Genomic DNA, 22,445 nt, shown 5'->3' on the forward strand with positions numbered 1-22,445 from the left:
CGGGAGTCGCTGGGATACACTGGGCGCGTGGCGGTGAGAAGTCGGCGAGCGCGGAACTCCGAGGGGAGGATGAGCCTCGGGGAGCATCTCGTCGAACTGCGCAAGCGACTCATCATCTCGGCAATCGCGATTGCTCTCGCTCTGGTCGCCGGTTGGTTCCTGTCGGATTGGGTCTGGGATGTGTTGCGCGCGCCGTTGCGGATCATCGAAGAAGAGACGGGTCGTACTGCCCAGATCATGTACACCGATGTGTCGAGCGGCTTCGATCTCAAGATGCAGATCTCGCTGTTCATCGCGGTGATGATTGCTTGTCCGATCTGGTTGTACCAGCTCTGGGCGTTCATCGTGCCCGGGTTGCGTCGGCGTGAGAAGTGGTACGCCATCGGATTCCTCGGCACTGCGGTGCCCCTGTTTCTGGGTGGTATCTACGCCGGATGGAGCGTCCTTCCGAACATCGTCAGGCTCATGGCAACCTTCCAACCCGACGAAGACGTCTTCAGTATGAACGCGCGATCGTACCTCGACTTCGCCATCAAGCTGCTACTCGCGGTCGGAGTCGGCTTTGTACTGCCCGTGCTTCTCGTGCTCCTCAACTTCATCGGAGTGCTGCGCGGCATGTCGATCCTGAAGAGTTGGCGGATCGCGATCCTCTGCATCGTCATCTTCGCCGCGATCACCACCCCGGCTGCCGATCTCATGAGCATGTTCCTATTGGCTGCGCCGATCGCCGTGCTGTACTTCATCGCGGCGGGAGTCGCGATCTGGCATGACCGAATTGTTGACCGGCGACGTGCCGCTGACCTTGCCGACTATGACCTCGAGGATGTGCACGGGTGAGCGGCGCTTTGCACCCCGCTCTCGACCACTTCGCTGAGCGCCTCGGTTACCCGCTCGACGCGTTCCAGCGCGCTGCCTGCGAGCGGCTGGAGGAGGGGCGCAGTGTGCTCGTCGCTGCGCCGACCGGGTCTGGAAAGACGACCGTCGCGGAGTTCGCCGTCAGGCTGGCACGACGTGAGCGCGACGCGCGCATCTTCTACACGGCACCCATCAAGGCGCTCTCGAATCAGAAGTTCCACGAGCTCTGCGCGGAGTACGGGGAGGACGAGGTCGGCCTCTTGACCGGCGATGTCAATGTGCGTGGCGACGCTCCGATCATCGTGATGACGACTGAAGTGCTGCGCAACATGATCTATGCCGAGGGCTCGGACGGCGGAGGCGGCGGATCGCGGGCGGTGCTCGATGACCTCGCCTTCGTGGTGCTCGATGAGGTCCATTACCTCGGCGACCGGCACCGAGGCGCAGTATGGGAAGAGATCATCCTGCACCTGCCGCGTCATGTGCGCATCGTCGCGCTCTCGGCCACCGTCTCGAACGCCGAGGAATTCGGTGACTGGATCCATGCCGTACGCGGTGATACCGATGTGATCCTCTCAGAGCACCGCCCCGTACCGTTGCACCAGCACGTGCTCACATCGCGGGCGCTGCTGCCGCTCTACATCGATGCCGAGGCGGACCCCACCGGTCGTGGCGGCCCGCGCCGCCGCCGGCTCAATCCCGAGCTCCGGGAATTGGAATGGGGCGGCCGCCGCAGCGGCTCAGGTCGTGGCGGGCGCGGCGAGCGCTCTCGAGGTCGCCCGCCGCGACGTCGAGCGCCCCGCATCTCGCACGCTGATATCGCGCGTGCGCTTGACGAGACCGGGCTCACCCCGGCGATCGTGTTCGTGTTCAGTCGCAACGGCTGTGATCAGGCAGTGCGCCAGTGCATGTTCGAAGGGGTCCGGCTGACCACGCGCGAGGAGCGAGACGAGATTCGGCGGACTGTTCGTTCGGGACTCGTCGGCCTGAGCGATGAGGAGCACCGTGTACTCGGTACGCGCGAGTGGAGCGCGGCGCTCGAGCGCGGGGTCGCCGCGCATCACGCCGGGCTGCTTCCTGCGCTGAAGAGCATCATCGAGCGCCTCTTCCAGCGACGGCTCGTGAAGCTCGTCTTCGCAACCGAGACGCTTGCCCTCGGTATCAACATGCCCGCGCGCGCGGTGGTGATCGAGAAGCTCACGAAGTTCAACGGCGAAGAGCGCGTGCCGCTCACCTCCGGCGAGTACACCCAGTTGACCGGTCGTGCCGGTCGTCGTGGGATAGATACCGAGGGGCACGCGGTCGTCGTCTGGCAAGACGGTACGGACCTCGAGGCACTCGCACACCTCGCAGGAGCCCGGTCGTTTCCGGTGAAGTCGATCTTCCGGCCGACACCGAATATGGCGGTGAATCTGCTCGGTCGGATGAGTCGTGAGAGTGCACACGAAATGCTCGAGCTCTCCTTCGCCCAGTTCCAAGCCGATCGCGCGGTCGTCGCGCAGGCGCGCGAACTGCGTGCGGAGCAGGAGTCGCTCGCGGGGTACGAGGCCGCAGTTGCTCGAGCGCACGGCTCGGATCGAAAACGCTGGGAGGATCGCACACGCAAGCTCCGTCGTCGTATCGAGCGAGGGCGTCGTCAGATCGCCGCCCGAACGGGCACGATTGCCCGCACGTTCGATCGAGTGGTCGATGCGCTTCTCGACCTCGGGTATCTCACGGCGCACAGGCGATCTGAAGAGCTCGAGGTCGCACCGTGGGGAGAACTGCTGCGCCGCATCTACGGCGAACGGGACCTGCTGGTCGCCGAGTGCCTGCGCCGCGACGCCTGGCGCGGACTGGACGCGCCGGGCCTGGCCGCGATGTGTTGCGCACTGAGCTACGAGCCGCGGCGCGACGATGAACTCGAGGAGCGCCTGCCGGGCGGTCGTTTCGCTGAGGCCTACGATCGGGTGCTCGACATCTGGGTCGAGCTCGACGACCTCGCCGAGCAGCATCGGCTTCCGCGAGCAGCGCCTCCGCATGCCGGATTCGCGCGCGCAATGCGCGCATGGGCGCGCGGCGACTCGATCGAGCGCGTGCTCGAGGAGAGCGGCGCCGGTGCCGGTGATTTCGTGCGCTGGGCGAAGCAGACGATCGATCTGCTCGATCAGATTGCTCGTGCGGGTGAGCATGCCGGAAGCAGTGGTGCGAATCTCGGTGCGGAGGATTGTGATCGCCTCGCCGGCCTCGCGAAATTGGCGCGGGAGGCCAAGCGCGCGGTGCGGCGTGGCATCGTGGAAGCCTCCAGCTCCTCATGAGTGAGCGGCACGCAGGCTCGCGCGTCGGGTCGCTGAAGTGGTGGTTGGCTCTTCCGATCGCGGCGCTCGGCGGTTTCGCGCTCGATGCGGCCGCTCCCGGTCTGGGGTGGTGGCCGCTCGCGATCCCCGGCGCCGCGCTGATGCTGCTCGCGATGTGGCAGCAGCGCCCCGCATTCGGGCTGCTCGTCGGCTTCGTGGCCGGGGCGTCGTTCTGGATGCCGCACATATCGTGGCTCACTCTCTACCTCGGTCCAATTCCCTGGCTGGGCCTCTGCGGCGCCATGGTGCTCTGGTTCACACTGATGGGCGGGCTCGTCGGCAGTGGCACTCGTGGATTCGCGATCCTGCGAGACCATTCAGCGCGCCCGGCAGTGCGAGCGCTGCTCGCGGCTGCTCAGGCAGTGACTGCGGCCGGACTCTGGGTGGCGCGCGAGCAGTTGCAGGGCGCCTGGCCGTATGGCGGCTTTGCTTGGGGACGACTGGCACACACCCAGGCTTCATCGCCTCTCGGCGATCTCGCCTCGTGGATGGGTTTCGTGGGGCTCACCGGGCTGCTTGCACTCGCGGCTGCGGGGATCGCGGGAGCCGTAATCGCCGGGCTCGAACAGTGGCGGATCACGAAGGTTACTCGGGCGGTGTCCAATGCCGTTGCAGGTGACAGTGCTCCCTCCAAGACGCGTTGGCCACGCGTGTATGCAGGACCGCTGATCACAGTCGCCGGTGTGACCGCCTCGGTACTGTTGCTGGCGTGCGTCCCTCCAGCACAGCTGGAGCGCACAGGAGACGTGCGGATTGCGGCGATTCAGGGAAACTCGCAGGCCGGCATCTTTGATGATCGCGACTCAGGCGATGTGTTCGACGATCACATTGCGGAGACCGAGCGCCTGCTTGACCGGCTCGAGGCCTCTGGCGATAGCGTCGATCTCATCGTGTGGCCGGAGAACAGCGCTGAGTACGAGGTCCGTGACCGCGTCCGAGACGGTCAGCGCATCGCCCAGCTCGCCAGGCGCAGCGGAGCGGCGATCGTCGTGGGATCAGTGCTGCAGGATCCGGACGGCACGTTCACGAACAGTTCGCTCGTGTGGGGACCCCAAGGACCCCTGGCAGCTGATGGCAAGCGGGCTCGTCCGGGCGAGGAGTTGCGTTACGACAAGCGATTCCCAGTGCCCTTCGCCGAGTACATGCCGAACCGGGAGTTCTTCCATGCGCTGGTGCCCGAGCTCGTCGAGCTGGTGCAGCTCGAGTATGAGTTCGGTACGCGCCCCGCGGTGATGGAGATCCCTATTGGAGACCTCGATGACGCCAGCGGTGTTTCTGAGCACGTTCGCGCCGGCCTCGCGATCTGCTTCGATATCGTTGTCGACGCGCACGCTGAGGCGATGGTTCGGGACGGTGCGCAGCTGATTCTCGCTCCGACCAACAACGCCGACTTCGGCTATACCGACCAGAGCGCGCAGCAGCTCCAGATCGCGCGGCTCCGCGCGATTGAGACGGGACATGCAGTCGTCAACATTTCTACGGTCGGTACCAGCGAGATCGTCGGACCCGACGGAAACTCGTTGGACGCACTCGAACCGCACACTGCCGATGCGCTGCTGGCGGACGTGCCGTTGGTGCGCGGCATCACCCCCGGCATCGCCGTGACGCCCCGGCTCGCTTGGGCGTGGATCGTACTCGGTCTCGGAGGTTCCGCCGTCGGTGCGCTGACGATCCTCCGGTCACGAAACAAGGAGCAGTAAGAGAGGGGGACTACTTCTTCCCGCTGCGTCTCGCCCGCAAGAGTTGCAACCGTTCCTCGAGGAGTTCCTCCAACTCCTCACGGGAGCGGCGCTCGATGAGCATGTCCCAGTGCGTGCGCTGAGATGCTTCCTTCTCTTCGAACTCGGCTCGTGCGGTCTGCCCGGCTTCATCATCGAGAAAGCCCAGTTCTCCCGTACGCTGGTCGATCCAGTCGGGCGGCGGCTCTGCATCGGCGTCGAAGGTCACCGTGAACCGCGTGCCCTTATCGGTCAGGTACTCCACGCTGCGCCGCGGAGCCAGTTCCACCCCTGCCTCGCCTTGCAGGCTGGTCGACCCGATTCGCGCACCTCGGAGTGTTCGCTCGGCCATGGATCCTCCTCCGTTGGGGGAACCACCTGAAGCCGCGGGCGGTTCCCTTGCCTCCTCTCCGCAGACTACTCCTCTGGGCGGCGGGGCGATACCCCTCCGCGATGCGAGACCGCGATTCCACTACGCTGGAGGCTGAAACCGCCGCACCCCGCCGACCGCGCAGAGTGCGCAGCGCAGCACTACCGAATGAAGGAGCATCTGTGACTCAGCCTCTCGAACCCAATAGCCTGCAGGGCCGTCGCGCTCTCGTGACGGGATCCTCCCGTGGCATCGGTGCCGACACCGTGCGCTACTTCGCGGAGGCCGGAGCCGATGTCGTCGTCAACTTCCGCAACAAGGCGCCTCGGGCCGAGAAACTCGCCGCACAACTGCGAGAGCTCGGTTCGCGCGCGATCGTGCAGGGTGCCGACCTGACGGATCCTGCCTCCGTCGCTTCCATGATGGACGCGGTGCGCGAGGAGTTCGGCGGCCTCGATATCCTCGTGCTCAATGCTTCCGGGGGTATGGAGAGCGGCATGGGCGAAGACTATGCGCTCCGCTTGAACCGTGATGCGCAGGTCTCGGTGCTCGACGCAGCGCTGCCGCTGATGAGCGAGGGGTCGCGAGTCGTCTTCGTGACGAGTCACCAGGCGCACTTCATTCGAACCACTCCGACGATGCCGGAGTACGAGCCGGTGGCGCGCTCCAAGCGTGCCGGCGAGGATGCGCTGCGCGAGCGCATCCCGGAGCTCGAAGAGCGCGGTATCGGCTTCGTGGTCGTGTCGGGCGACATGATCGAGGGCACCGTGACCGCCACGCTGCTCAACCGGTTGAACCCCGGTGCGATCGAGGAGCGACGCGAGCAGGCGGGTCGCCTCTACAATGTGTCGGAGTTCGCGGCAGAGGTCGCACGAGCTGCCGTCGACCCGATCCCGGCCGATCACACGAGGCTCACCGGAGACGTCTCGAGCTTCGCAGCGGAGTAGTCGCTTTCTCCTGTGTCGCGGGTGGCTGCCGAGCGGATAGCTCGGCAGCCACCCGTTTGCGTTGCCGCCTCAGGTGCATTCTCAGGCCCTGAGCACGTCTGTTACGGGAGTGTTTCGGAGCTGTTTCCGGAAGATATTCTTGATTCACGCGATTCGGAATAATTCAAGCCCTGCCGAATATTATTCGGTCATAATGCGCATATCTTGGTATATCACGCATAAGGTTCGATGGTCGATTCATTTTGCCGAATAAAACGGTGATATTCTCGAGCTCCGGGTTGACGATGCCCGAGTCCCGGATACTTCGAGAAAGGGCGTCGATGCGCACGAACCACCCCACTCAGCAGCCCGTCGCCACTGGCCTCTATCGGCCCGAGGATGAGCGCGATGCCTGCGGCCTCGCCTCGGTCGTCTCACTGACCGGCGAACCCAGCCACGAGATCGTGGCACTCGCGCTCGAAGCGCTCGAGAATCTGGAGCATCGCGGCGCAGTCGGCTCCGACGCGGGAACTGGTGATGGCGCGGGCATCCTCGTAGACGTCCCCGACGCCTTCCTGCGCGAAGAGCTCGAGGGGCCCGGCATTGCTGATCGCCTTCCCGCAGCCGGCCTCTACGCGACCGGCCTCGTGTTCCTGCCGCAGGCTTCGACCGAGCGACAGGCCGTGCGCTACCGAATCACCTCAATCGCCGCGGAAGAAGGGCTCGAAGTACTGCACTGGCGCGAAGTGCCCGTGCGGCCGGAAGTACTCGGAGAGAGCGCTCGTGCTGCGAGCCCGGTGATCGAGCAACCGATCCTGGTCGCCTCGACCACGGGCGCCGTGTCCGGGCTCGGCGGATCAGTGCTTGGCGGACCCGCGCTCGGTGGATCGATGTTCGGCGGGTCCGGTGCTGACGGTGCGGAGATCGAGCGTCGCGCCTTCCGCGTGCGCAAGCGCATTGAACGCGAGACCGGATGCTATTTGCCATCGTTCTCCAGCCGGACCATGACCTACAAGGGAATGGTCACGACGCTGCAGCTCGCAGAGTTCTACCCCGAGCTGCATGATGAGCGCCTGACTTCGCGCTTCGCGATCGTGCACTCCCGCTATTCGACCAACACGTTCCCCTCCTGGCACCTGGCGCAACCCTTGCGCATGGTCGCGCACAACGGCGAGATCAATACGGTGCGCGGCAACCGCAACTGGATGAGGGCACGAGAATCGCAGCTGGTCTCCGAACGACTCGGCGATCTCCGCCCGCTTCTCCCCATCTGCTCGGAGGGGGGCAGCGACTCTGCGAGCTTCGATGAAGTGCTCGAGTTGCTGGTCGCCGCCGGCCGTTCCCTGCCTCACGCGCTCGCGATGATGGTGCCGGAGGCCTGGGAATCGGAGCTCGGTCTCTCGGATGACCTGCGTGCCTTCCTCGAATATCACTCGCTCGTGATGGAGCCGTGGGACGGCCCCGCGGCGATGATCGCGACCGACGGCAATGAGCTCGTGGCCTTGCTCGACCGCAATGGGCTTCGTCCGGGACGTTTCCAGATCACCTCTGACGGACTGCTCGTCATCGCGAGTGAGACCGGAGTGCTCGACTTCGCGCCCGAACGGGTCGTGCGACGGGGGAGGTTGCAGCCCGGCCGCATGCTCGCAGTCGATCTCTCTCACGGACGAGTTCGCTTCGACCATGAGGTCAAGGAAGAGCTGGCCTCGCTCGCGCCCTGGGGCGAATGGCTCCAGAACGGACGCATCCGGCTCACCGACCTGCCCGAACGCGAGCACCTCGTGCATCCGCCCGCGTCGATTCACCGCCGGCAGCGCACCTTCGGCTACACGGATGAGGAGCTGCGCGTGCTCCTCGCGCCGATGGCACGAGACGGCGCCGAGCCGATCGCGGCAATGGGCACGGACACCCCGATCGCCGTGCTTTCCGAGCGCCCGCGTCTCATCTTCGACTACTTCGTCCAGCAGTTCGCGCAAGTGACGAACCCGCCGCTCGACGCGCTCCGCGAAGAGCTCGTCACGAGCCTCGAGGCCAGCATCGGTCCTCAGCCGAATCTTCTGGCACAGTCCGAGGACCACGCGCGTCAAGTGATCCTCGACTTCCCGGTCATCGACAACGATGCGCTCGCCCGCATTCAGCACTTCAGCGAGGACGTCGAGCGCGAGCGCGCCGTCACCATCAGAGGACTCTACGAGGTGGGCGGGGGCGCGCAGGCGCTCGCGAACCGGCTCGAAGAAATGTGCCTCGAGACGAGCGCGGCGATTGCCGAGGGCGCTGAGTTCGTGATCCTCTCCGACCGCGACTCCAACCGACTGCAAGCGCCCGTGCCCTCGCTGCTCGCGGTATCCGCAGTGCACCACCACCTGATCCGCGAAGGCACGCGTATGCGCGTCGCTCTCATCGCCGAAGCCGGTGATGTACGCGAGGTGCATCATGTCGCCGCACTCATCGGCTACGGAGCCGCCGCAGTGAATCCGTATCTCGCGATGGAAAGCGTGGAGTGGTTAGTCCGCTCCGGTGAACTGGATGACGGGGGAATCGAGCCGATTGACGAGAAGACTGCGGTCGCCCGTCTCATCAAGGCCCTGGGCAAGGGACTCCTCAAGGTCATGAGCAAGATGGGGATCTCCACGGTCGCCTCCTACTGCGGCGCCCAGACTTTCGAAGCACTCGGACTCGCGCAGCACATCGTCGATCGCTACTTCACCGGCACCGGATCCCGTCTCGGAGGCGTCGGGCTCGACGTGATCGCGGCGGAGGTCGCGGCACGCCACCATCGCGCCTACCCCGATGACCCGGCGGCGCTGGCGCACCGTCGCCTTGAGACCGGCGGCGAATACCGTTGGCGCCGCGGAGAAGAACCGCACCTCTTCGACCCCGAGACGATCTACAAGCTGCAGCATGCGACCCGCACGGGCCGGCGCGAGATCTTCACCGAATACACGCGTCGCGTCAACGAGCAGCAGGAACGACTCATGACGCTGCGCGGACTCTTCCGCTTCGCGCCGCAGCGACCCCCGGTACCGCTTGATGAGGTCGAACCCGTCGAATCGATCGTGCGACGCTTCGCGACGGGCGCGATGAGCTATGGTTCGATCTCGCCTGAAGCTCATCAGACCCTTGCCATCGCGATGAATCGACTCGGTGGTCGATCGAATACCGGCGAGGGGGGCGAGAGCGAGGAGCGTCTGCTCGATCCTGAGCGCCGCAGCTCCATCAAGCAGGTCGCATCGGGTCGCTTCGGCGTCACCTCGATGTATCTGACGCATGCCGACGAGATTCAGATCAAGCTTGCGCAGGGGGCAAAGCCCGGCGAGGGCGGGCAGCTTCCGCCGCAGAAGATGTACCCCTGGATCGCTTCGACGCGTCACGCGACGCCGGGTGTTGGGCTGATCTCTCCGCCACCCCACCACGACATCTACTCGATTGAAGACCTCAAGCAGCTGATCTTCGATCTGAAGCGAGCGAATCCATCGGCGCGCATCTCGACGAAGCTCGTCTCGCAGTCGGGTATCGGTCCCGTCGCGGCGGGCGTGGCGAAGGCGCTCTCCGATGTCATTCTGGTCTCCGGGCACGACGGCGGCACCGGTGCGAGCCCGATGAACTCGCTCAAGCACGCCGGTTCGCCCTGGGAACTCGGTCTCGCCGAGGCTCAGCAGACGCTCATGCTCAACGGCCTGCGAGATCGCGTCGTGGTGCAGGTCGACGGCCAGCTGAAAACCGGACGAGACGTGGTCATCGCCGCTCTGCTCGGAGCCGAGGAATTCGGCTTCGCGACCGCGCCGCTCGTGGTTTCCGGCTGCATCATGATGCGCGTGTGCCATCTCGACACATGCCCGGTCGGGGTTGCGACGCAGAACCCAGAGTTGCGCTCTCGCTTCACCGGGCAGGCCGAGCACGTCGTCAACTTCTTCCTGTTCATCGCCGAAGAGGTGCGAGAACTGCTCGCCTCGCTCGGCTACCGCAGCCTCGACGAAGCGACCGGTGACCATCGCGCGCTCGACGTCGACTTCGCCATCGCGCACTGGAAGGCGGAGGGGCTCGACCTCACGCCGATCCTGTGCGGCCCCGAATTCGCCGACGACGAACCGCGCCGATCCGGAAGAAGCCAGGACCACGAGCTCGACCAGCACTTCGACCGAGCCCTCATCCCGCTCGCCGCCGACGCGCTGGAACGTCGCGAGCCGGTGGTGGTCGACCTGCCGATCCGCAACATCGACCGTGCGGTCGGAACGATGCTCGGGCACGAGGTCACCAAGCGCTTCGGCGCCGATGGGCTCGCCCCGGAGACCATCGACATCACGCTCACCGGGTCGGCCGGACAGTCACTCGGCGCATTCTTGCCGTCGGGAATGACACTGCGCCTGATCGGCGACGCCAACGACTACGTCGGCAAGGGGCTTTCAGGCGGAGAGATCGTGATCCGATCCCACCCGAACGCCGTGCTCGAGTCTGACGGCAACGTGATCGCGGGCAATGTCATCGGTTACGGTGCCACGGGCGGATCCCTGTGGATCGCGGGCGTCGTCGGCGAGCGCTTCCTCGTCCGAGGCTCCGGAGCGACCGCCGTCGTCGAAGGCACGGGTGATCACGCGCTCGAATACTTCACTGGCGGATTCGCTCTTATCCTCGGCCCCACCGGCCGCAATATCGGCGCGGGCATGTCCGGAGGCGAAGCCGTACTGCTCGACCTCGATCCGACCGATATCAACTCGGCAGAGCTCGACTCCGGGGCATTGCAATTGCAGTCGATCGGAGTGGAAACCCCCGAGGATCGGGCGCTGCGCGAGCGCGTCGCCGCTCTGCTGAAGCGACACGTCGAGCAGACCTCGTCCACGCTGGCAGCGGGTCTCCTCGACCAGATCGAGGCTGATCCGGAGCAGGTCTTCGGCCGCTTCACCCGGCTCGTGCCGAGAAACTACGCCCGCGTCATCGAGATCCGCGAAAGCGCGACCCGACGCGGCATCGACCCCGATGGCGACCAGGCCTGGTCCGAGATTCTGGAGGCGACCCGTGGCTGATCCCCGAGGTTTTCTGAAAGTTCGCGAGCGCGAGCTCGCACCGAAGCGCCCCGTGCCCCTGCGGTTGCAGGACTGGCGAGAGGTCGTCGATCCGGCTGACCCGACGCTCGTCGCGAAGCAGGCCTCGCGCTGCATGGACTGCGGTGTGGCGTTCTGCCACCAGGGCTGCCCGCTCGGCAATCTCATCCCCGAGTGGAACGACCTCGTCTGGCGGGGTCGCGAGCGCGAAGCACTCGACCGATTGCACGCGACGAACAACTTCCCGGAGTTCACCGGTCGTGCATGCCCGGCGCCCTGCGAATCCGCGTGTGTACTCGGCATCAACCAACCTGCGGTGACCATCAAGCAGGTCGAGAACAGCATCATCGACCAGGGCTTCGCCAACGGCTGGGTCGAACCGCAACCCCCTGCGCGCCTCACCGGCCGCACGGTCGCGGTCGTCGGTTCCGGCCCTGCCGGTCTCGCGGCGGCGCAGCAGCTCACCCGAGCCGGGCACACCGTTGCCGTCTATGAGCGTGACGAGGTTCCGGGGGGTCTGCTGGCACTCGGCATTCCCGACTTCAAGCTCGAGAAGGCGCTCGTCGAGCGCCGCATCGCACAGCTCAAGGCCGAGGGCACGCGGTTCCGCACGGGAGTGGAGATCGGTGTCGACATGAGCTGGGGCGAACTGCGACGACGCTATGACGCCGTGGTCGTGGCCACGGGGTCCACGCGCCCACGACCGCTCGACCTGCCGGGTCGCGAACTCCCGGGGATCCATTACGCGATGGAGTACCTGACCGCTCAGAACCGCGCGTTGGCGACCGGCCGCCCGATCCCGAAGGAGCTCGATGCGAAGGGCAAGCGTGTCGTCGTCATCGGCGGCGGCGATACCGGCGCGGATTGCATCGGCACCGCGCATCGCCAGGGCGCTGCGTCCGTCACGAATCTCGCGATCGGGCGCAGGCCATCCGAGGTGCGCGACGCATCCCAGCCGTGGCCGGTGCACCCCAACCTCTTCGAGGTATCGAGTTCGCACGAGGAAGGCGGCGAACGGCGGTTCCTCGCATCCACTGTCGAGTACGTCGCAGATGCACAGGGGCGCCTGTGCGGACTCTCGGTTGCCGAGACCGCCTACACTGAGACCGGCCGCGAGCCGACCGTCGGCACCGAGCAGCTGCTCGATGCCGATCTCGTGCTCATCGCCATGGGCTTCACAGGGCCGGAGGCCATTGAGGATCCGCGACTCACTCTCGAACGTGGTCGTCGTGGTGCCTTCGAGCGCGGACGCGACTACTCGACATCCGCCCCAGGCGTATTCGTCGCGGGAGACGCAGGGCGTGGGCAGTCGCTCATCGTCTGGGCGATCGCCGAAGGGCGAGCCGCAGCGGCAGCGGTCGACCAGTACCTGACCGGCGGCACTGTGCTGCCGGCGCCCGTTACCGCGCACGATCGCGCCTTCGCCTGACGTCGCGCACGTATGCGTCCCCGCATACCCCTCTGGCAGCCGCTGCCTGTGACCGACCGCGCAGCGGAAGCGGGTCTGGCAGATCAGCACGTAGATATGCAAACAGCACTTCAATATGCCGAATCTGCCGAGAATCACATATCTAGCAGCTGTTTCCATATCTACGTGCTGATCTGCAGCTGGCGCCGTCGTGTTCAGGAGCTGCAGACCGCCATAGCGCCTGACACCGAGCGCAGGAGTACCGTAGAGATGAACGCACGAGAGAAAGGGCGGGCATGATCATCACGGTCTTCGGAGGCAGCGGGTATGCAGGATCGCACATCGTGGAGGCGGCCGCCGTGCGCGGGCACGATGTGACGAGCATCACACGCACAGAGCCTGCGGAGCAGATGGCAGGAGTTCGTTACCGTATCGGCGACCTGCTCGATGAGGCCGAGCGCGCGCGGGCCTTGGAATCCTCCGAAGTCGTCGTGGTGGCGACCTCCCTGCACGGAAACGACGCCGAACAACTGCGCGATGCCATCCTCTCGCTTGCTGCCGAGAGCGATACTGCCGGCGTGCGCCTCGGCGTCGTCGGCGGCGCAAGCTCACTGCGCTATACGGCCGACGGACCGCTCGTGATGGATACGGAGGGATTCCCGCCCGACATTCGTCCAGTCGCCGGGGTGATGGCGGGGGTGCTCGACTCACTGCGCGAGACGCCGGAAAGTCTGGACTGGTTCTTGGTGAGCCCGGCGGGCGGGTTCGGTCGGCAGGCGCCGGGGGAGTACCTCGGGCATTACCGCACCGGAGGGGACGTGATGCTCGTCGACGACGAAGGCCGGTCTGAACTCTCGGGCGCTGATTTCGGTATGGCATTCCTTGATGAAATCGAGGATCCGCAGCACGCGCGGCAGCGCTTCACGATCGCCTATTGAGCGCGCCTGAGTAGGCTGGGCAGGTGGATCCCAAGCTCATCGACCGCTTGCGCGCAGACCTCGCTGCCGCCTCCTATCGAGTGGATGCTGTGACTGCGCTCCTAGGTGCGGGGGCGGAGGAAGCCCGACTACGCGGGGTCTTCGCCCCGGCCCGGCGTGCACTCGCTCAGCGGGAGTCGAGCCCGCTCGAGTCCCTTGTGCGAGTGCTGTTGCTGGGGGAAGCCATTGCGGTGGAGGAGATTGATGCCGCGCTGCCGTCGCTTGGTGCCGCGGGGGCGATCGAACTCGGTTTGCTGACAGCGGACGATCAGTTCGGAGCGTCCGAGAACTTCGCCGTGTCCCAGAGCCCTGCCGGGTCGCAGGTCTCCGATTCGACGAGCCGTCTGCGAGCTGCTCTCTCCCTCAACCCGGTCGTCGTCGATGATTCCGCGTTCGACGATCCGGCGGAATGGTGGATCCTCTCTGATCTCGATGATCAGTTACGACGAGCCCCCGCGCGCCCCGACCACGTGATGGGCATCGGGGGAGCTACCCGTTCGCTCATCGCGCTGGTGCCTTCCGGTCCTCTCGATCGTGCGCTGGATCTCGGTACCGGATGCGGCATCGTCGCGCTCCATCTCGCACGCCGCGTCGGTTCCACCGGAGCCGTTGTTGCGACTGACATCTCCGATCGTGCGTTGTGTTTTGCCGAAGCGAACGCACGCCTCAATGGCGTGGACGGTATCGACTTCCGCAAGGGAAATCTCTTCGAACCCGTCGACGAAGAGCGGTTCGACCTGATCCTCTCGAATCCGCCATTCGTCATCACCCCGCGTGGTGACAAGGTGCAGAATCACCGTCGTTATGAGTACCGGGACGGCGGACTTGTCGGCGATGCGCTGGCCGAGGCAGTCGTGCGATCCGGACCTGCGTACCTCGAAACGGGTGGACAGCTGCTCTGCCTCGCCAACTGGGAGTGCCCGTGGGGCGTCGACGGTCTCGGGCGGGTGCGGGCGTGGATCGATGCCGCGGCGAAGGGTATTGACGAGCCGGTGGCCGCTTGGGTGATCGAGCGCGACCGTGTGCTGCCCGAGCAGTACGCCGAAACGTGGGCGCGCGACGGGGGAGCGAGGCCTGGCGATGCTGAGTTCGAACGGCTCATGGATGACTGGCTTGTGGATTTCTCAGCTCGTCGCGTGGCTGCGATCGGCCTCGGATCTATCCGCGTTGCACGAGCTGCGCAGATGGCTGGTCGCGCAGACGCTGGTAGGCAGACCGGGGCTGATGCTACTGTCGTGCGTCTTGAACGTGCTTCCGGCGCGTGGGGCGCGCATCCTGCGGACCCGCTCCAACATGCCTTCGAGACTGCGATGCGCTGTGAGGCGATGACCGATTCCGAGATGCTGTCCACGCACTGGCAGAAGGACGCCGCGGTGGGAGAAGAACGCATGTACGAGCCAGGTATGGAAGCACCGTCGGAGCTGACGCTTCTCACTGAACGGGGGATCGCGCGGCGAGTGAGTGCGGATCCTCTCCTCTCCGCGGCAGTCGGTGCCTGCGACGGTGACCTCTCCCTCGAGCAGATCGCCGATGCGCTCGCGACAATCCTCGAGGTCGACGCAGATGCTGCACGGGATGCGCTCGTCGCCGGGGTCCGTGAGCTCGCTTGGCTTGGAATGCTCCGTCCGTCTGGGGAGGAGCCAGGCTTCGCTCGCTAGACTGGGTGGGTGATGCGAACGATCGACCTGCGTGGACGGGATCTCTCCCGCGCCGAATTGCTGACCCTCGTGCCTCGCGCCGCCGTCAGCGCCGAAACTGCAGTTGAACGAGTGCGCCCGTTGGTCGCCGCGGTCGCCGAGCACGGCGAGGCGGCGCTGCGCGAGCAAGCGCGCGACTTCGACGGCGTGACCGGGCACGCGCTGAGAGTTCCCGAGGCGGCAATTTCCTCGTCTCTCGCCGACTGTCCGCCTAAGGTGGAATCGGCGCTGCGCGAGCTCATCGCACGACTGCGGCTCGGCTCCGCGGCTCAGGTGCCGGCAGAGCAGGTGACTGTCATCGGAGACGGAGCCACCATCCGGCAGCGCTGGCAGCCGGTCGCGCGCGTCGGCCTCTATGCGCCAGGCGGTAAAGCCGCGTACCCGTCCTCGGTCATCATGAACGCTGTCGCTGCCCAGACCGCGGGGGTGCCGAGCCTCGCGCTCGCGTCGCCTGCGCAGAGCGATAACGATGGCCTTCCGCACCCGGCAGTGCTCTGGGCAGCCGCGCTGTGCGGGGTGACCGAGGTGTATGCGATCGGTGGGGCAGGTGCTATCGCCGCCTTCGCGCACGGCGTGCCGTCGATCGGTCTGGAGCCGGTCGACGTTGTTACCGGCCCCGGCAACGTCTTCGTCGCAGCCGCGAAGCGGGTGGTGAGTGGTCGCGTCGGCATCGACTCCGAGGCGGGTACGACCGAGATCCTCATTATTGCCGACGATTCGGCGCGCGCTGGCACCGTCGCGGCCGACCTCATCAGCCAGGCGGAACACGACGAGGCAGCCGCCTCCGTGCTCGTTACTGACTCCGCGGACTTCGCAGCTGAGGTGCTGGAGGAAGTCGAGCGCCGCGTCGCCGAAACTCGGCATTCGGAGCGCGCCGGGACCGCGCTCAGCGGACCGCAGTCCGCGGTGATCCTCGTCGACGACATCGCAACTGCGGCCAGGATCAGCAACGCCTATGGGCCCGAGCACCTTGAGATTCACACCCGCGACGATGAAGCGGTGCTGGGCAGCATCTCTGATGCGGGAGCGATCTTCCTCGGAGCCTCCACTCCGGTCAGCCTGGGTGACTACCTCGCTGGCTCGAATCACGTGCTGCCGACCGGGGGCACGGCTCGATTCGCTGCGGGACTCGGAGCGCACACCTTCTTGCGGCCCCAGCAGATCATCTCGTACGACCGCGCAGCACTCGATGCGGTGCGTGCTCCGCTGCTCGCACTTGCAGAGGCAGAGGGGCTGCCTGCTCACGGTGAGGCGGTCGAAGCGCGCTTCGAGACCGGAGTCGAGGACTGATGCACTGCCCTTTTTGTCGGCATCCTGATAGCCGGGTGATCGATTCTCGTACTTCTGATGACGGGCTCGCGATCCGTCGGCGGCGGCAATGCCCGGAGTGCGGGCGTCGCTTCAGCACGACCGAGACCGCGAGTCTCACCGTCATCAAGAGGTCAGGCGTCGTCGAACCCTTCAGCCGTGGCAAGGTGATGAGCGGAGTACGGAAGGCCTGCCAAGGACGACCGGTCACCGAAGCCGACCTCGCCGTGCTCGCGCAGCGAGTCGAAGAATCGGTGCGCTCCACCGGCGTCGCTCAGCTCGAGGCGAACGACATCGGGCTCGCAGTTCTGCCGCACCTGCGTGATCTCGATGAGATCGCGTACCTGCGCTTTGCGAGCGTCTATCAGGCTTTTGAGACACTCACCGATTTCGAATCCGCAATCGCCGCGCTCCGTGCGGCGCACCCCGCTGCGACGGACGCCGCGGACGACCCTGAGGAGTGAACCTCATGCGCCTGTTTCCGAAGCGCCTCTATCCGGCGCTGTTCAATTCGGTATTGCGCCGACTGGATCCCGAGCGGGCGCATCATCTGGCCTTCAGCGTTATCAAGGCGGCGCCACTCGCCGGGTCCTTCCTGGCGCAGCGCTGCGCGCCTTCACCGCAGCTGGCTGTGACAGCGATGGGAATACAGTTCCCGAGCCCGTTCGGTCTCGCCGCCGGGTTCGATAAGAATGCGCAGGGGATCCTCGGCCTCGGCGCGCTGGGGTTCGGGCACGTCGAAATCGGCACACTCACTCGGCATGCCCAGCCGGGCAACCCGAAGCCGCGCATGTTCCGCCTGCTCCGTGATCGAGCGGTCATCAATCGCATGGGTTTCAACAATGGAGGATCAGCGGCAGCCGTGCCGCGTATCGAGCGGGCGCTGCTCAGCGCCCGTCGCCCGGTGATCGGCGCGAATATCGGGAAGAGCCGCGTGACGGAAGTCGAGCACGCGGTCGACGACTATGTGTGGAGTGCACAACGCCTCGCCCCGATCTCCGACTATCTCGCCGTCAACGTGAGCTCGCCGAACACGCCGGGACTGCGCGGACTCCAGGAACTCGCAATGCTCGAGCCGTTGCTCGCCGCAGTCCGATCCGCCGCGGGGAGCACACCGCTGCTCGTCAAGATCGCGCCAGACATGGATGATGAGCAGGTGGTCGGGATCGTCCAGCTTGCAATCAGGCTCGGACTCGACGGCATCATCGCCACCAATACGACGATCTCACGCGACGGCCTCGCAGCCAGTGACCTCGAGATCGAACGTATCGGAGCCGGAGGTCTATCGGGCGAGCCGCTCAAGCACCGCTCGCTTGAAGTGCTGCGCACGATTCGCAGGGTCGCGCCAGAGGGCTTCTGTGTGATCTCGGTCGGCGGCGTGACCGACGCATCCGATGTGCTCGAGCGGCTCGAGGCAGGCGCGACGCTCGTACAGGGCTTCACCGCCTTCATCTACGAGGGGCCGGCCTGGGCGAAGGAGATCAACGAGGGTCTCGTGCGCGCGGGGTGGCGGGGGAACGCCTAACTCGACGGCGGTCGATCGGGCTGGATCCGCTGGCCCTGGGCAGGGTTGGCGCGGTGAGCCGGTAACGCCGGCCTCAGCGTTGGCGGTGCGGGTACTGGCCGCGCTTCACCTGCGGCTTCGGGAGGCGCAGCATGCGGAACTGGAGCGCACGCATCGCCGCGTACCAGCGGAACCCGCCCTGCAGCTTGTCGGCTCCGAAGCGCTGTGTCAGGAGCCCGCGCAGGCGGATGCCCAGAATGACGGCATCAAGAATTGCGAGCGCGAGGAAGGCCCAGATGACGAGAATGCTGATCTGCGCGAGAGGGCCGGGAATGAGCGAGACCAGGAGCATCACGAGCATCATCGGAATCAGGAGCTCGCCGACGTTCCAGCGGGCGTCGACGTAGTCGCGGACGAAGCGGCGCTGCGGACCGCGGTCGCGCGCAGTCAGGAAACGTTCGTCGCCCGCCATCATGCCGAGACGAGCGCGTTCCCTGGCCTGTGCCTGCTTGGCACGCTCGGCCTTGAGCGCTGACTTGTCCCGTGAGCCGACCAGCGGCTGGGCCTTCGCGGCTTGCGCATCCTTGCGTTTCGGTGTGGGGCGACCCTTGCCGATCGACTCCGGTGCCTCATCCTGATTCGCGTCTGCGCTGTTCTTCTTCGCCACGCCAGACCCCTCCGTGCTCTTTGGGTGCCGCGTCGTCGGCACCGGAACAGCCTATCGCGCCGGAGCGGTGACTATCGTGGAGAGCGCTCAGAGGTAGACTGGGGACAGTGCAGTCGACATGTAGGGAGTGCTGACATATGAGCGTTGAGACTATGAGTCCCGAGCAGACGACGACAGCCGATGCGCCCGCGCACGGCGTGAGCCTCACCGAGCGAGCCCAAGAGAAGGTGCGCGCTCTGTTGATGCAGGAGGGGCGCGATGATCTCCGCCTGCGTATCGCGGTGCAGCCGGGCGGATGCTCCGGGCTGATCTACCAGCTCTTCTTCGACGAGCGCGTGCTCGACAACGACGCCATCGTCGACTTCGGCGGGGTCGAGGTTGCGGTGGACGCAATGAGTGTCCCGTACCTGAACGGGGCATCCATCGATTTCGAAGACACGATTCAGAAGCAGGGCTTCACGATCGATAATCCGAACGCGCAGGGCAGCTGCGCATGCGGCGACAGCTTCAGCTAAACAGGGGTCGTGCGCCACGGAAGTGGCCGACACTCGGCGTGTGTTCTGGGAACGCTCAGGATCACGCTAAGCTATCAGGGAGTCATCAGCTTCGCCTGCTTCTCAGGCGAGCGAATTAACGTTTCGAAAGGTATGCGGTGCGTTCCAATCGTCGAATGAAATGGGTCGCTGCCCCCGCGGCAGTGGCTGCTGCGCTGGTGCTTGCCGGCTGCACCCCCGCCCAGCAGCGAGGCTTCCTGCCTGAAGGATCAGAGGGAGCGACGAACCATACCGACGGCATCACTGGCCTGTGGGTGACCTCCTGGACGGTGCTGCTCGTGGTGGGCATGATCACCTGGGGTCTCATCATTTGGGCCACCATCGTGTACCGCCGGCGCAAGGGGCAGACCGGTCTCCCCGTGCAGCTGCGCTACAACATGCCGATCGAGACGTTCTTCACGGTGATCCCGGTCATCCTCGTCATGGGCTTCTTCGCGTTCACCGCGCAGGAACAGGCGACGATCGAGCAGCGCGTGGACGATCCCGAGAACGTGGTCGAGGTCTGGGGCAAGCGCTGGGCATGGGACTTCAACTACGTCACCGATGACACCCACTTCCAGGGCGTGCAGGTGCAGACCGACGAAGACGGTTCGCCGACCGACGAGACGATGCCGATCCTGTATCTCCCGGTCGACAAGACCACTGAGATCCGTCTCGAGACCCGCGACGTGATCCACTCCTTCTGGATCGTAGAGTTCCTCTACAAGAAGGACATGATCCCGGGGCAGACGAACTACATGAACTTCACCCCCACCAAGACCGGCACCTTCATGGGCAAGTGCGCCGAGCTGTGCGGTGAATACCACTCAATGATGCTCTTCGAGGTGCAGGTACTCGAGCAGGATGAGTACGACCAGAAGATGGAAGAGCTCCGCGCTCAGGGCAACGAAGGCCTTGTCGGCCCTGAGTTGAACCCGAACCAGGAGCACTTCCACGGCGACGAGGCTCGGGCCGAGAACGAGTAGTAGCGAGGGACAAGCAGAGTTATGAAAAAGGGCAATATCGTAGTCTCGTGGCTCACGTCCACGGACCACAAGGTCATCGGGTACATGTACCTGATCTCCTCCTTCGTCTGGTTTCTCATCGGTGGCCTGATGGCGCTGCTGATCCGTGCGCAACTGTTCGCACCGGGCCTCGAGGTCATTGCGACGAAGGAGCAGTACAACCAGCTGTTCACGATGCACGGCACGATCATGTTGCTGATGTTCGCGACGCCGCTGTTCGCAGGCTTCGCAAACGTCATCATGCCGCTGCAGATCGGCGCTCCAGATGTCGCGTTCCCGCGCCTGAATGCATTCGCCTTCTGGCTGTACACATTTGGTTCGCTGATCGCCGTGGGTGGCTTCCTCACACCGCAGGGTGCCGCCTCCTTCGGATGGTTCGCGTACGCACCGCTCTCTGACCTCACGTTCTCGCCGGGCGTCGGTGGAAACCTCTGGGTTCTCGGCCTGGGTGTGAGCGGCTTCGGCACGATCATGGGTGGCGTGAACTTCATCACGACCATCATTACGATGCGTGCCCCGGGCATGACCATGTGGCGCATGTCGGTCTTCACCTGGAACACGCTGATCACTTCGATCCTGGTTCTGCTGGTGTTCCCGGTGCTGGCCGCAGCCATGTTCGGCCTCGCCGCAGACCGCATCTTCGGTGCGCAGATCTACAACGGAGAGGGCGGGGCCATCCTCTGGCAGCACCTCTTCTGGTTCTTCGGGCACCCAGAGGTGTACGTCATCGCGCTGCCGTTCTTCGGCATCGTCTCAGAGGTGTTCCCGGTCTTCAGCCGGAAGCCGATCTTCGGATACAAGACTCTGATCTACGCGACCATCTCGATCGCCGCTCTGTCGATGACGGTGTGGGCGCACCACATGTACGTCACCGGCTCGGTGCTGCTGCCCTTCTTCGCGCTGATGACGATGCTCATCGCGGTTCCGACGGGCGTGAAGATCTTCAACTGGATCGGCACGATGTGGCGCGGTTCGATCACCTTTGAGACGCCGATGCTCTGGGCACTGGGCTTCCTCGTGACCTTCGTGTTCGGCGGTCTCACCGGTGTGATCCTGGCTTCGCCGGCTCTCGACTTCCACCTCTCCGACACCTACTTCGTCGTGGCCCACTTCCACTACGTGGTGTTCGGCACCGTGGTGTTCGCGATGTTCTCCGGCTTCTACTTCTGGTGGCCGAAGTGGACCGGCCGGATGCTCAACGAGCGTCTCGGCAAGATCCACTTCTGGGTGCTGTTCATTGGCTTCCACATGACCTTCCTCGTACAGCACTGGCTGGGTGTGCAGGCTGCTCCCCGTCGGTACTACACGTACCTGCCCGAGGATGGCATCACCTGGATGAACCAGATCTCCTCGGTCGGTGCGATGGTGCTGGGTGCATCGATGATTCCGTTCCTCCTGAACGTATACATCTCGCGGAAGTCGCCGAAGGTGACCGTGGACGATCCGTGGGGCTTCGGGCGCTCGCTCGAGTGGGCAACCTCCTGCCCGCCTCCGCGCCACAACTTCACCTCCATCCCGCGCATCCGTACCGAGTCGCCTGCGTTCGACCTCAACCACCCCGAGGTCAGCGGTATCAAGCAGCCCGGTGAAGAATCGGAAACGCACGAGCTTGCACCGCAGAAGTGACTGCAGAGGAGAACTAAGACATGAAATCTAACATCGTCATCTTCTGGGTGCTGACAGCCTATTTCGTCGTGGTGGCTGCGGCCTACACGCTCTGGAACCTGTCTCTGCATGGTCGCCCCGAGTGGGCCGGTTCAACTGCGATCCTGCTCTCCGGCGGGCTCACCGGCTTCATCGCGTTCTACCTCGGACTGGTCAAGCGCAAGCAGGGCGGCGTACTCGTCGAAGACATCGAGACCTCCGATATCGATGATGGCGACCCGGAGATCGGTGATTTCAGCCCGTGGAGCTGGTGGCCGATCGTGCTCTCGTTCGGCGCTTCCTGCGTCATCCTGGGACTCTGCGTCGGGTTCAACTTCTGGTTCTCGTTCATCAGTGCGCCGATCGTCGTCGTTGGCATCGTCGGCTGGGTATACGAGTACTACCGCGGTAACTTCGCACGCTAACCGACCGAGGAGA

Annotated in this window: 17 protein-coding genes; 15 read left to right on the forward strand and 2 right to left on the reverse strand. The window is 65.1% G+C overall.

Features of this window, described 5'->3' with window-relative positions; genetic code table 11:
- Nucleotides 1-69 precede the first annotated feature (69 nt).
- From tatC to lnt, 3 genes are read left to right on the forward strand one after another with little or no spacing between them, the layout of a single operon-like run.
- On the forward strand, nucleotides 70-837 hold the full coding sequence (gene tatC, locus ACUYV6_RS03455) for a twin-arginine translocase subunit TatC (RefSeq protein ID WP_449277257.1): 768 nt from the start codon (nucleotides 70-72) through the stop codon (nucleotides 835-837).
- Nucleotides 834-3,152 (forward strand): DEAD/DEAH box helicase, encoded by a 2,319-nt coding sequence (locus ACUYV6_RS03460; RefSeq protein ID WP_449277258.1) that lies wholly within the window; start codon nucleotides 834-836, stop codon nucleotides 3,150-3,152. Before tatC ends, ACUYV6_RS03460 begins: the two co-directional genes overlap by 4 nt.
- On the forward strand, nucleotides 3,149-4,891 hold the full coding sequence (gene lnt / locus ACUYV6_RS03465) for an apolipoprotein N-acyltransferase (RefSeq protein ID WP_449277259.1): 1,743 nt from the start codon (nucleotides 3,149-3,151) through the stop codon (nucleotides 4,889-4,891). Before ACUYV6_RS03460 ends, lnt begins: the two co-directional genes overlap by 4 nt.
- Before the next feature lie 10 nt (nucleotides 4,892-4,901).
- On the opposite strand, the gene ACUYV6_RS03470 is transcribed toward lnt, so the two are convergent.
- A complete protein-coding gene (locus tag ACUYV6_RS03470) occupies nucleotides 4,902-5,261 on the reverse strand; it encodes an RNA polymerase-binding protein RbpA (RefSeq protein WP_449277260.1) in 360 nt (119 codons plus the stop codon).
- Nucleotides 5,262-5,461: 200 nt separating this feature from the next.
- On the opposite strand from ACUYV6_RS03470, the gene ACUYV6_RS03475 reads away from it, so the two are divergent.
- The 8 genes from ACUYV6_RS03475 to ACUYV6_RS03510 all read left to right on the forward strand — a co-directional run bounded on the left by ACUYV6_RS03475 (nucleotide 5,462) and on the right by ACUYV6_RS03510 (nucleotide 18,159).
- Nucleotides 5,462-6,226: an SDR family oxidoreductase gene (locus tag ACUYV6_RS03475; RefSeq protein ID WP_449277261.1), complete on the forward strand. Its 765-nt coding sequence runs from the start codon at nucleotides 5,462-5,464 to the stop codon at nucleotides 6,224-6,226.
- 320 nt (nucleotides 6,227-6,546) lie between these two features.
- Nucleotides 6,547-11,226 (forward strand): glutamate synthase large subunit, encoded by a 4,680-nt coding sequence (gltB, locus tag ACUYV6_RS03480; protein WP_449277262.1) that lies wholly within the window; start codon nucleotides 6,547-6,549, stop codon nucleotides 11,224-11,226.
- Entirely contained in the window at nucleotides 11,219-12,673 is a 1,455-nt protein-coding gene (locus ACUYV6_RS03485) for a glutamate synthase subunit beta (RefSeq protein WP_449277263.1), read from the forward strand. The genes gltB and ACUYV6_RS03485 overlap by 8 nt, the downstream gene beginning before the upstream one ends.
- Nucleotides 12,674-12,948: 275 nt before the next feature.
- On the forward strand, nucleotides 12,949-13,590 hold the full coding sequence (locus ACUYV6_RS03490; RefSeq protein WP_449277264.1) for an NAD(P)-dependent oxidoreductase: 642 nt from the start codon (nucleotides 12,949-12,951) through the stop codon (nucleotides 13,588-13,590).
- Between the two features lie 23 nt (nucleotides 13,591-13,613).
- Nucleotides 13,614-15,287: a DUF7059 domain-containing protein gene (locus ACUYV6_RS03495; RefSeq protein WP_449277265.1), complete on the forward strand. Its 1,674-nt coding sequence runs from the start codon at nucleotides 13,614-13,616 to the stop codon at nucleotides 15,285-15,287.
- A gap of 12 nt (nucleotides 15,288-15,299) precedes the next feature.
- Nucleotides 15,300-16,616 (forward strand): histidinol dehydrogenase, encoded by a 1,317-nt coding sequence (gene hisD / locus ACUYV6_RS03500; protein WP_449277550.1) that lies wholly within the window; start codon nucleotides 15,300-15,302, stop codon nucleotides 16,614-16,616.
- Entirely contained in the window at nucleotides 16,616-17,098 is a 483-nt protein-coding gene (gene nrdR, locus ACUYV6_RS03505) for a transcriptional regulator NrdR (RefSeq protein WP_449277266.1), read from the forward strand. Before hisD ends, nrdR begins: the two co-directional genes overlap by 1 nt.
- 5 nt (nucleotides 17,099-17,103) lie before the next feature.
- Nucleotides 17,104-18,159, forward strand: coding sequence for a quinone-dependent dihydroorotate dehydrogenase (locus ACUYV6_RS03510; protein ID WP_449277267.1), 1,056 nt, complete (start codon nucleotides 17,104-17,106; stop codon nucleotides 18,157-18,159).
- Between the two features lie 73 nt (nucleotides 18,160-18,232).
- Here the strand turns inward: ACUYV6_RS03510 and ACUYV6_RS03515 are convergent, their stop codons facing one another.
- Nucleotides 18,233-18,805, reverse strand: coding sequence for a DUF3043 domain-containing protein (locus tag ACUYV6_RS03515; protein WP_449277268.1), 573 nt, complete (start codon nucleotides 18,803-18,805; stop codon nucleotides 18,233-18,235).
- A 137-nt stretch (nucleotides 18,806-18,942) separates the two neighbouring features.
- Between ACUYV6_RS03515 and ACUYV6_RS03520 the strand changes: the two genes are divergently transcribed.
- The 4 genes from ACUYV6_RS03520 (at nucleotide 18,943) to ctaF (ending at nucleotide 22,432) form a co-directional block, all read left to right on the forward strand.
- Complete coding sequence (locus ACUYV6_RS03520) at nucleotides 18,943-19,320, forward strand: HesB/IscA family protein (protein WP_449277269.1); 378 nt, start codon at nucleotides 18,943-18,945, stop codon at nucleotides 19,318-19,320.
- A gap of 155 nt (nucleotides 19,321-19,475) precedes the next feature.
- Nucleotides 19,476-20,324 carry an aa3-type cytochrome oxidase subunit II gene (ctaC, locus tag ACUYV6_RS03525; protein WP_449277270.1) on the forward strand — a complete coding sequence of 283 codons (849 nt, stop codon included), beginning with the start codon at nucleotides 19,476-19,478 and terminating at the stop codon, nucleotides 20,322-20,324.
- Between the two features lie 21 nt (nucleotides 20,325-20,345).
- The gene (gene ctaD / locus ACUYV6_RS03530; RefSeq protein WP_449277271.1) at nucleotides 20,346-21,989 is read left to right on the forward strand and encodes an aa3-type cytochrome oxidase subunit I; all 1,644 of its coding nucleotides are present in this window, start codon (nucleotides 20,346-20,348) and stop codon (nucleotides 21,987-21,989) included.
- A gap of 20 nt (nucleotides 21,990-22,009) precedes the next feature.
- The gene (ctaF, locus tag ACUYV6_RS03535; RefSeq protein ID WP_449277272.1) at nucleotides 22,010-22,432 is read left to right on the forward strand and encodes an aa3-type cytochrome oxidase subunit IV; all 423 of its coding nucleotides are present in this window, start codon (nucleotides 22,010-22,012) and stop codon (nucleotides 22,430-22,432) included.
- Nucleotides 22,433-22,445: the final 13 nt, after the last annotated feature.

Source organism: Leucobacter sp. GX24907 (assembly GCF_053567335.1).

Bases quoted from the DNA above. Each gene is read 5' to 3' on its own strand.
- ACUYV6_RS03490 (WP_449277264.1), top strand. From the start codon at position 12,949: ATGATCATCACGGTCTTCGGAGGCAGCGGGTATGCAGGATCGCACATC.
- ACUYV6_RS03510 (WP_449277267.1), top strand. From the start codon at position 17,104: ATGCGCCTGTTTCCGAAGCGCCTCTATCCGGCGCTGTTCAATTCGGTA.
- ctaD (WP_449277271.1), top strand. From the start codon at position 20,346: ATGAAAAAGGGCAATATCGTAGTCTCGTGGCTCACGTCCACGGACCAC.
- lnt (WP_449277259.1), top strand. From the start codon at position 3,149: ATGAGTGAGCGGCACGCAGGCTCGCGCGTCGGGTCGCTGAAGTGGTGG.
- ctaC (WP_449277270.1), top strand. From the start codon at position 19,476: ATGAAATGGGTCGCTGCCCCCGCGGCAGTGGCTGCTGCGCTGGTGCTT.
- ctaF (WP_449277272.1), top strand. From the start codon at position 22,010: ATGAAATCTAACATCGTCATCTTCTGGGTGCTGACAGCCTATTTCGTC.
- nrdR (WP_449277266.1), top strand. From the start codon at position 16,616: ATGCACTGCCCTTTTTGTCGGCATCCTGATAGCCGGGTGATCGATTCT.
- tatC (WP_449277257.1), top strand. From the start codon at position 70: ATGAGCCTCGGGGAGCATCTCGTCGAACTGCGCAAGCGACTCATCATC.
- ACUYV6_RS03470 (WP_449277260.1), bottom strand. From the start codon at position 5,261: ATGGCCGAGCGAACACTCCGAGGTGCGCGAATCGGGTCGACCAGCCTG.
- hisD (WP_449277550.1), top strand. From the start codon at position 15,300: ATGCGAACGATCGACCTGCGTGGACGGGATCTCTCCCGCGCCGAATTG.
- ACUYV6_RS03520 (WP_449277269.1), top strand. From the start codon at position 18,943: ATGAGCGTTGAGACTATGAGTCCCGAGCAGACGACGACAGCCGATGCG.
- gltB (WP_449277262.1), top strand. From the start codon at position 6,547: ATGCGCACGAACCACCCCACTCAGCAGCCCGTCGCCACTGGCCTCTAT.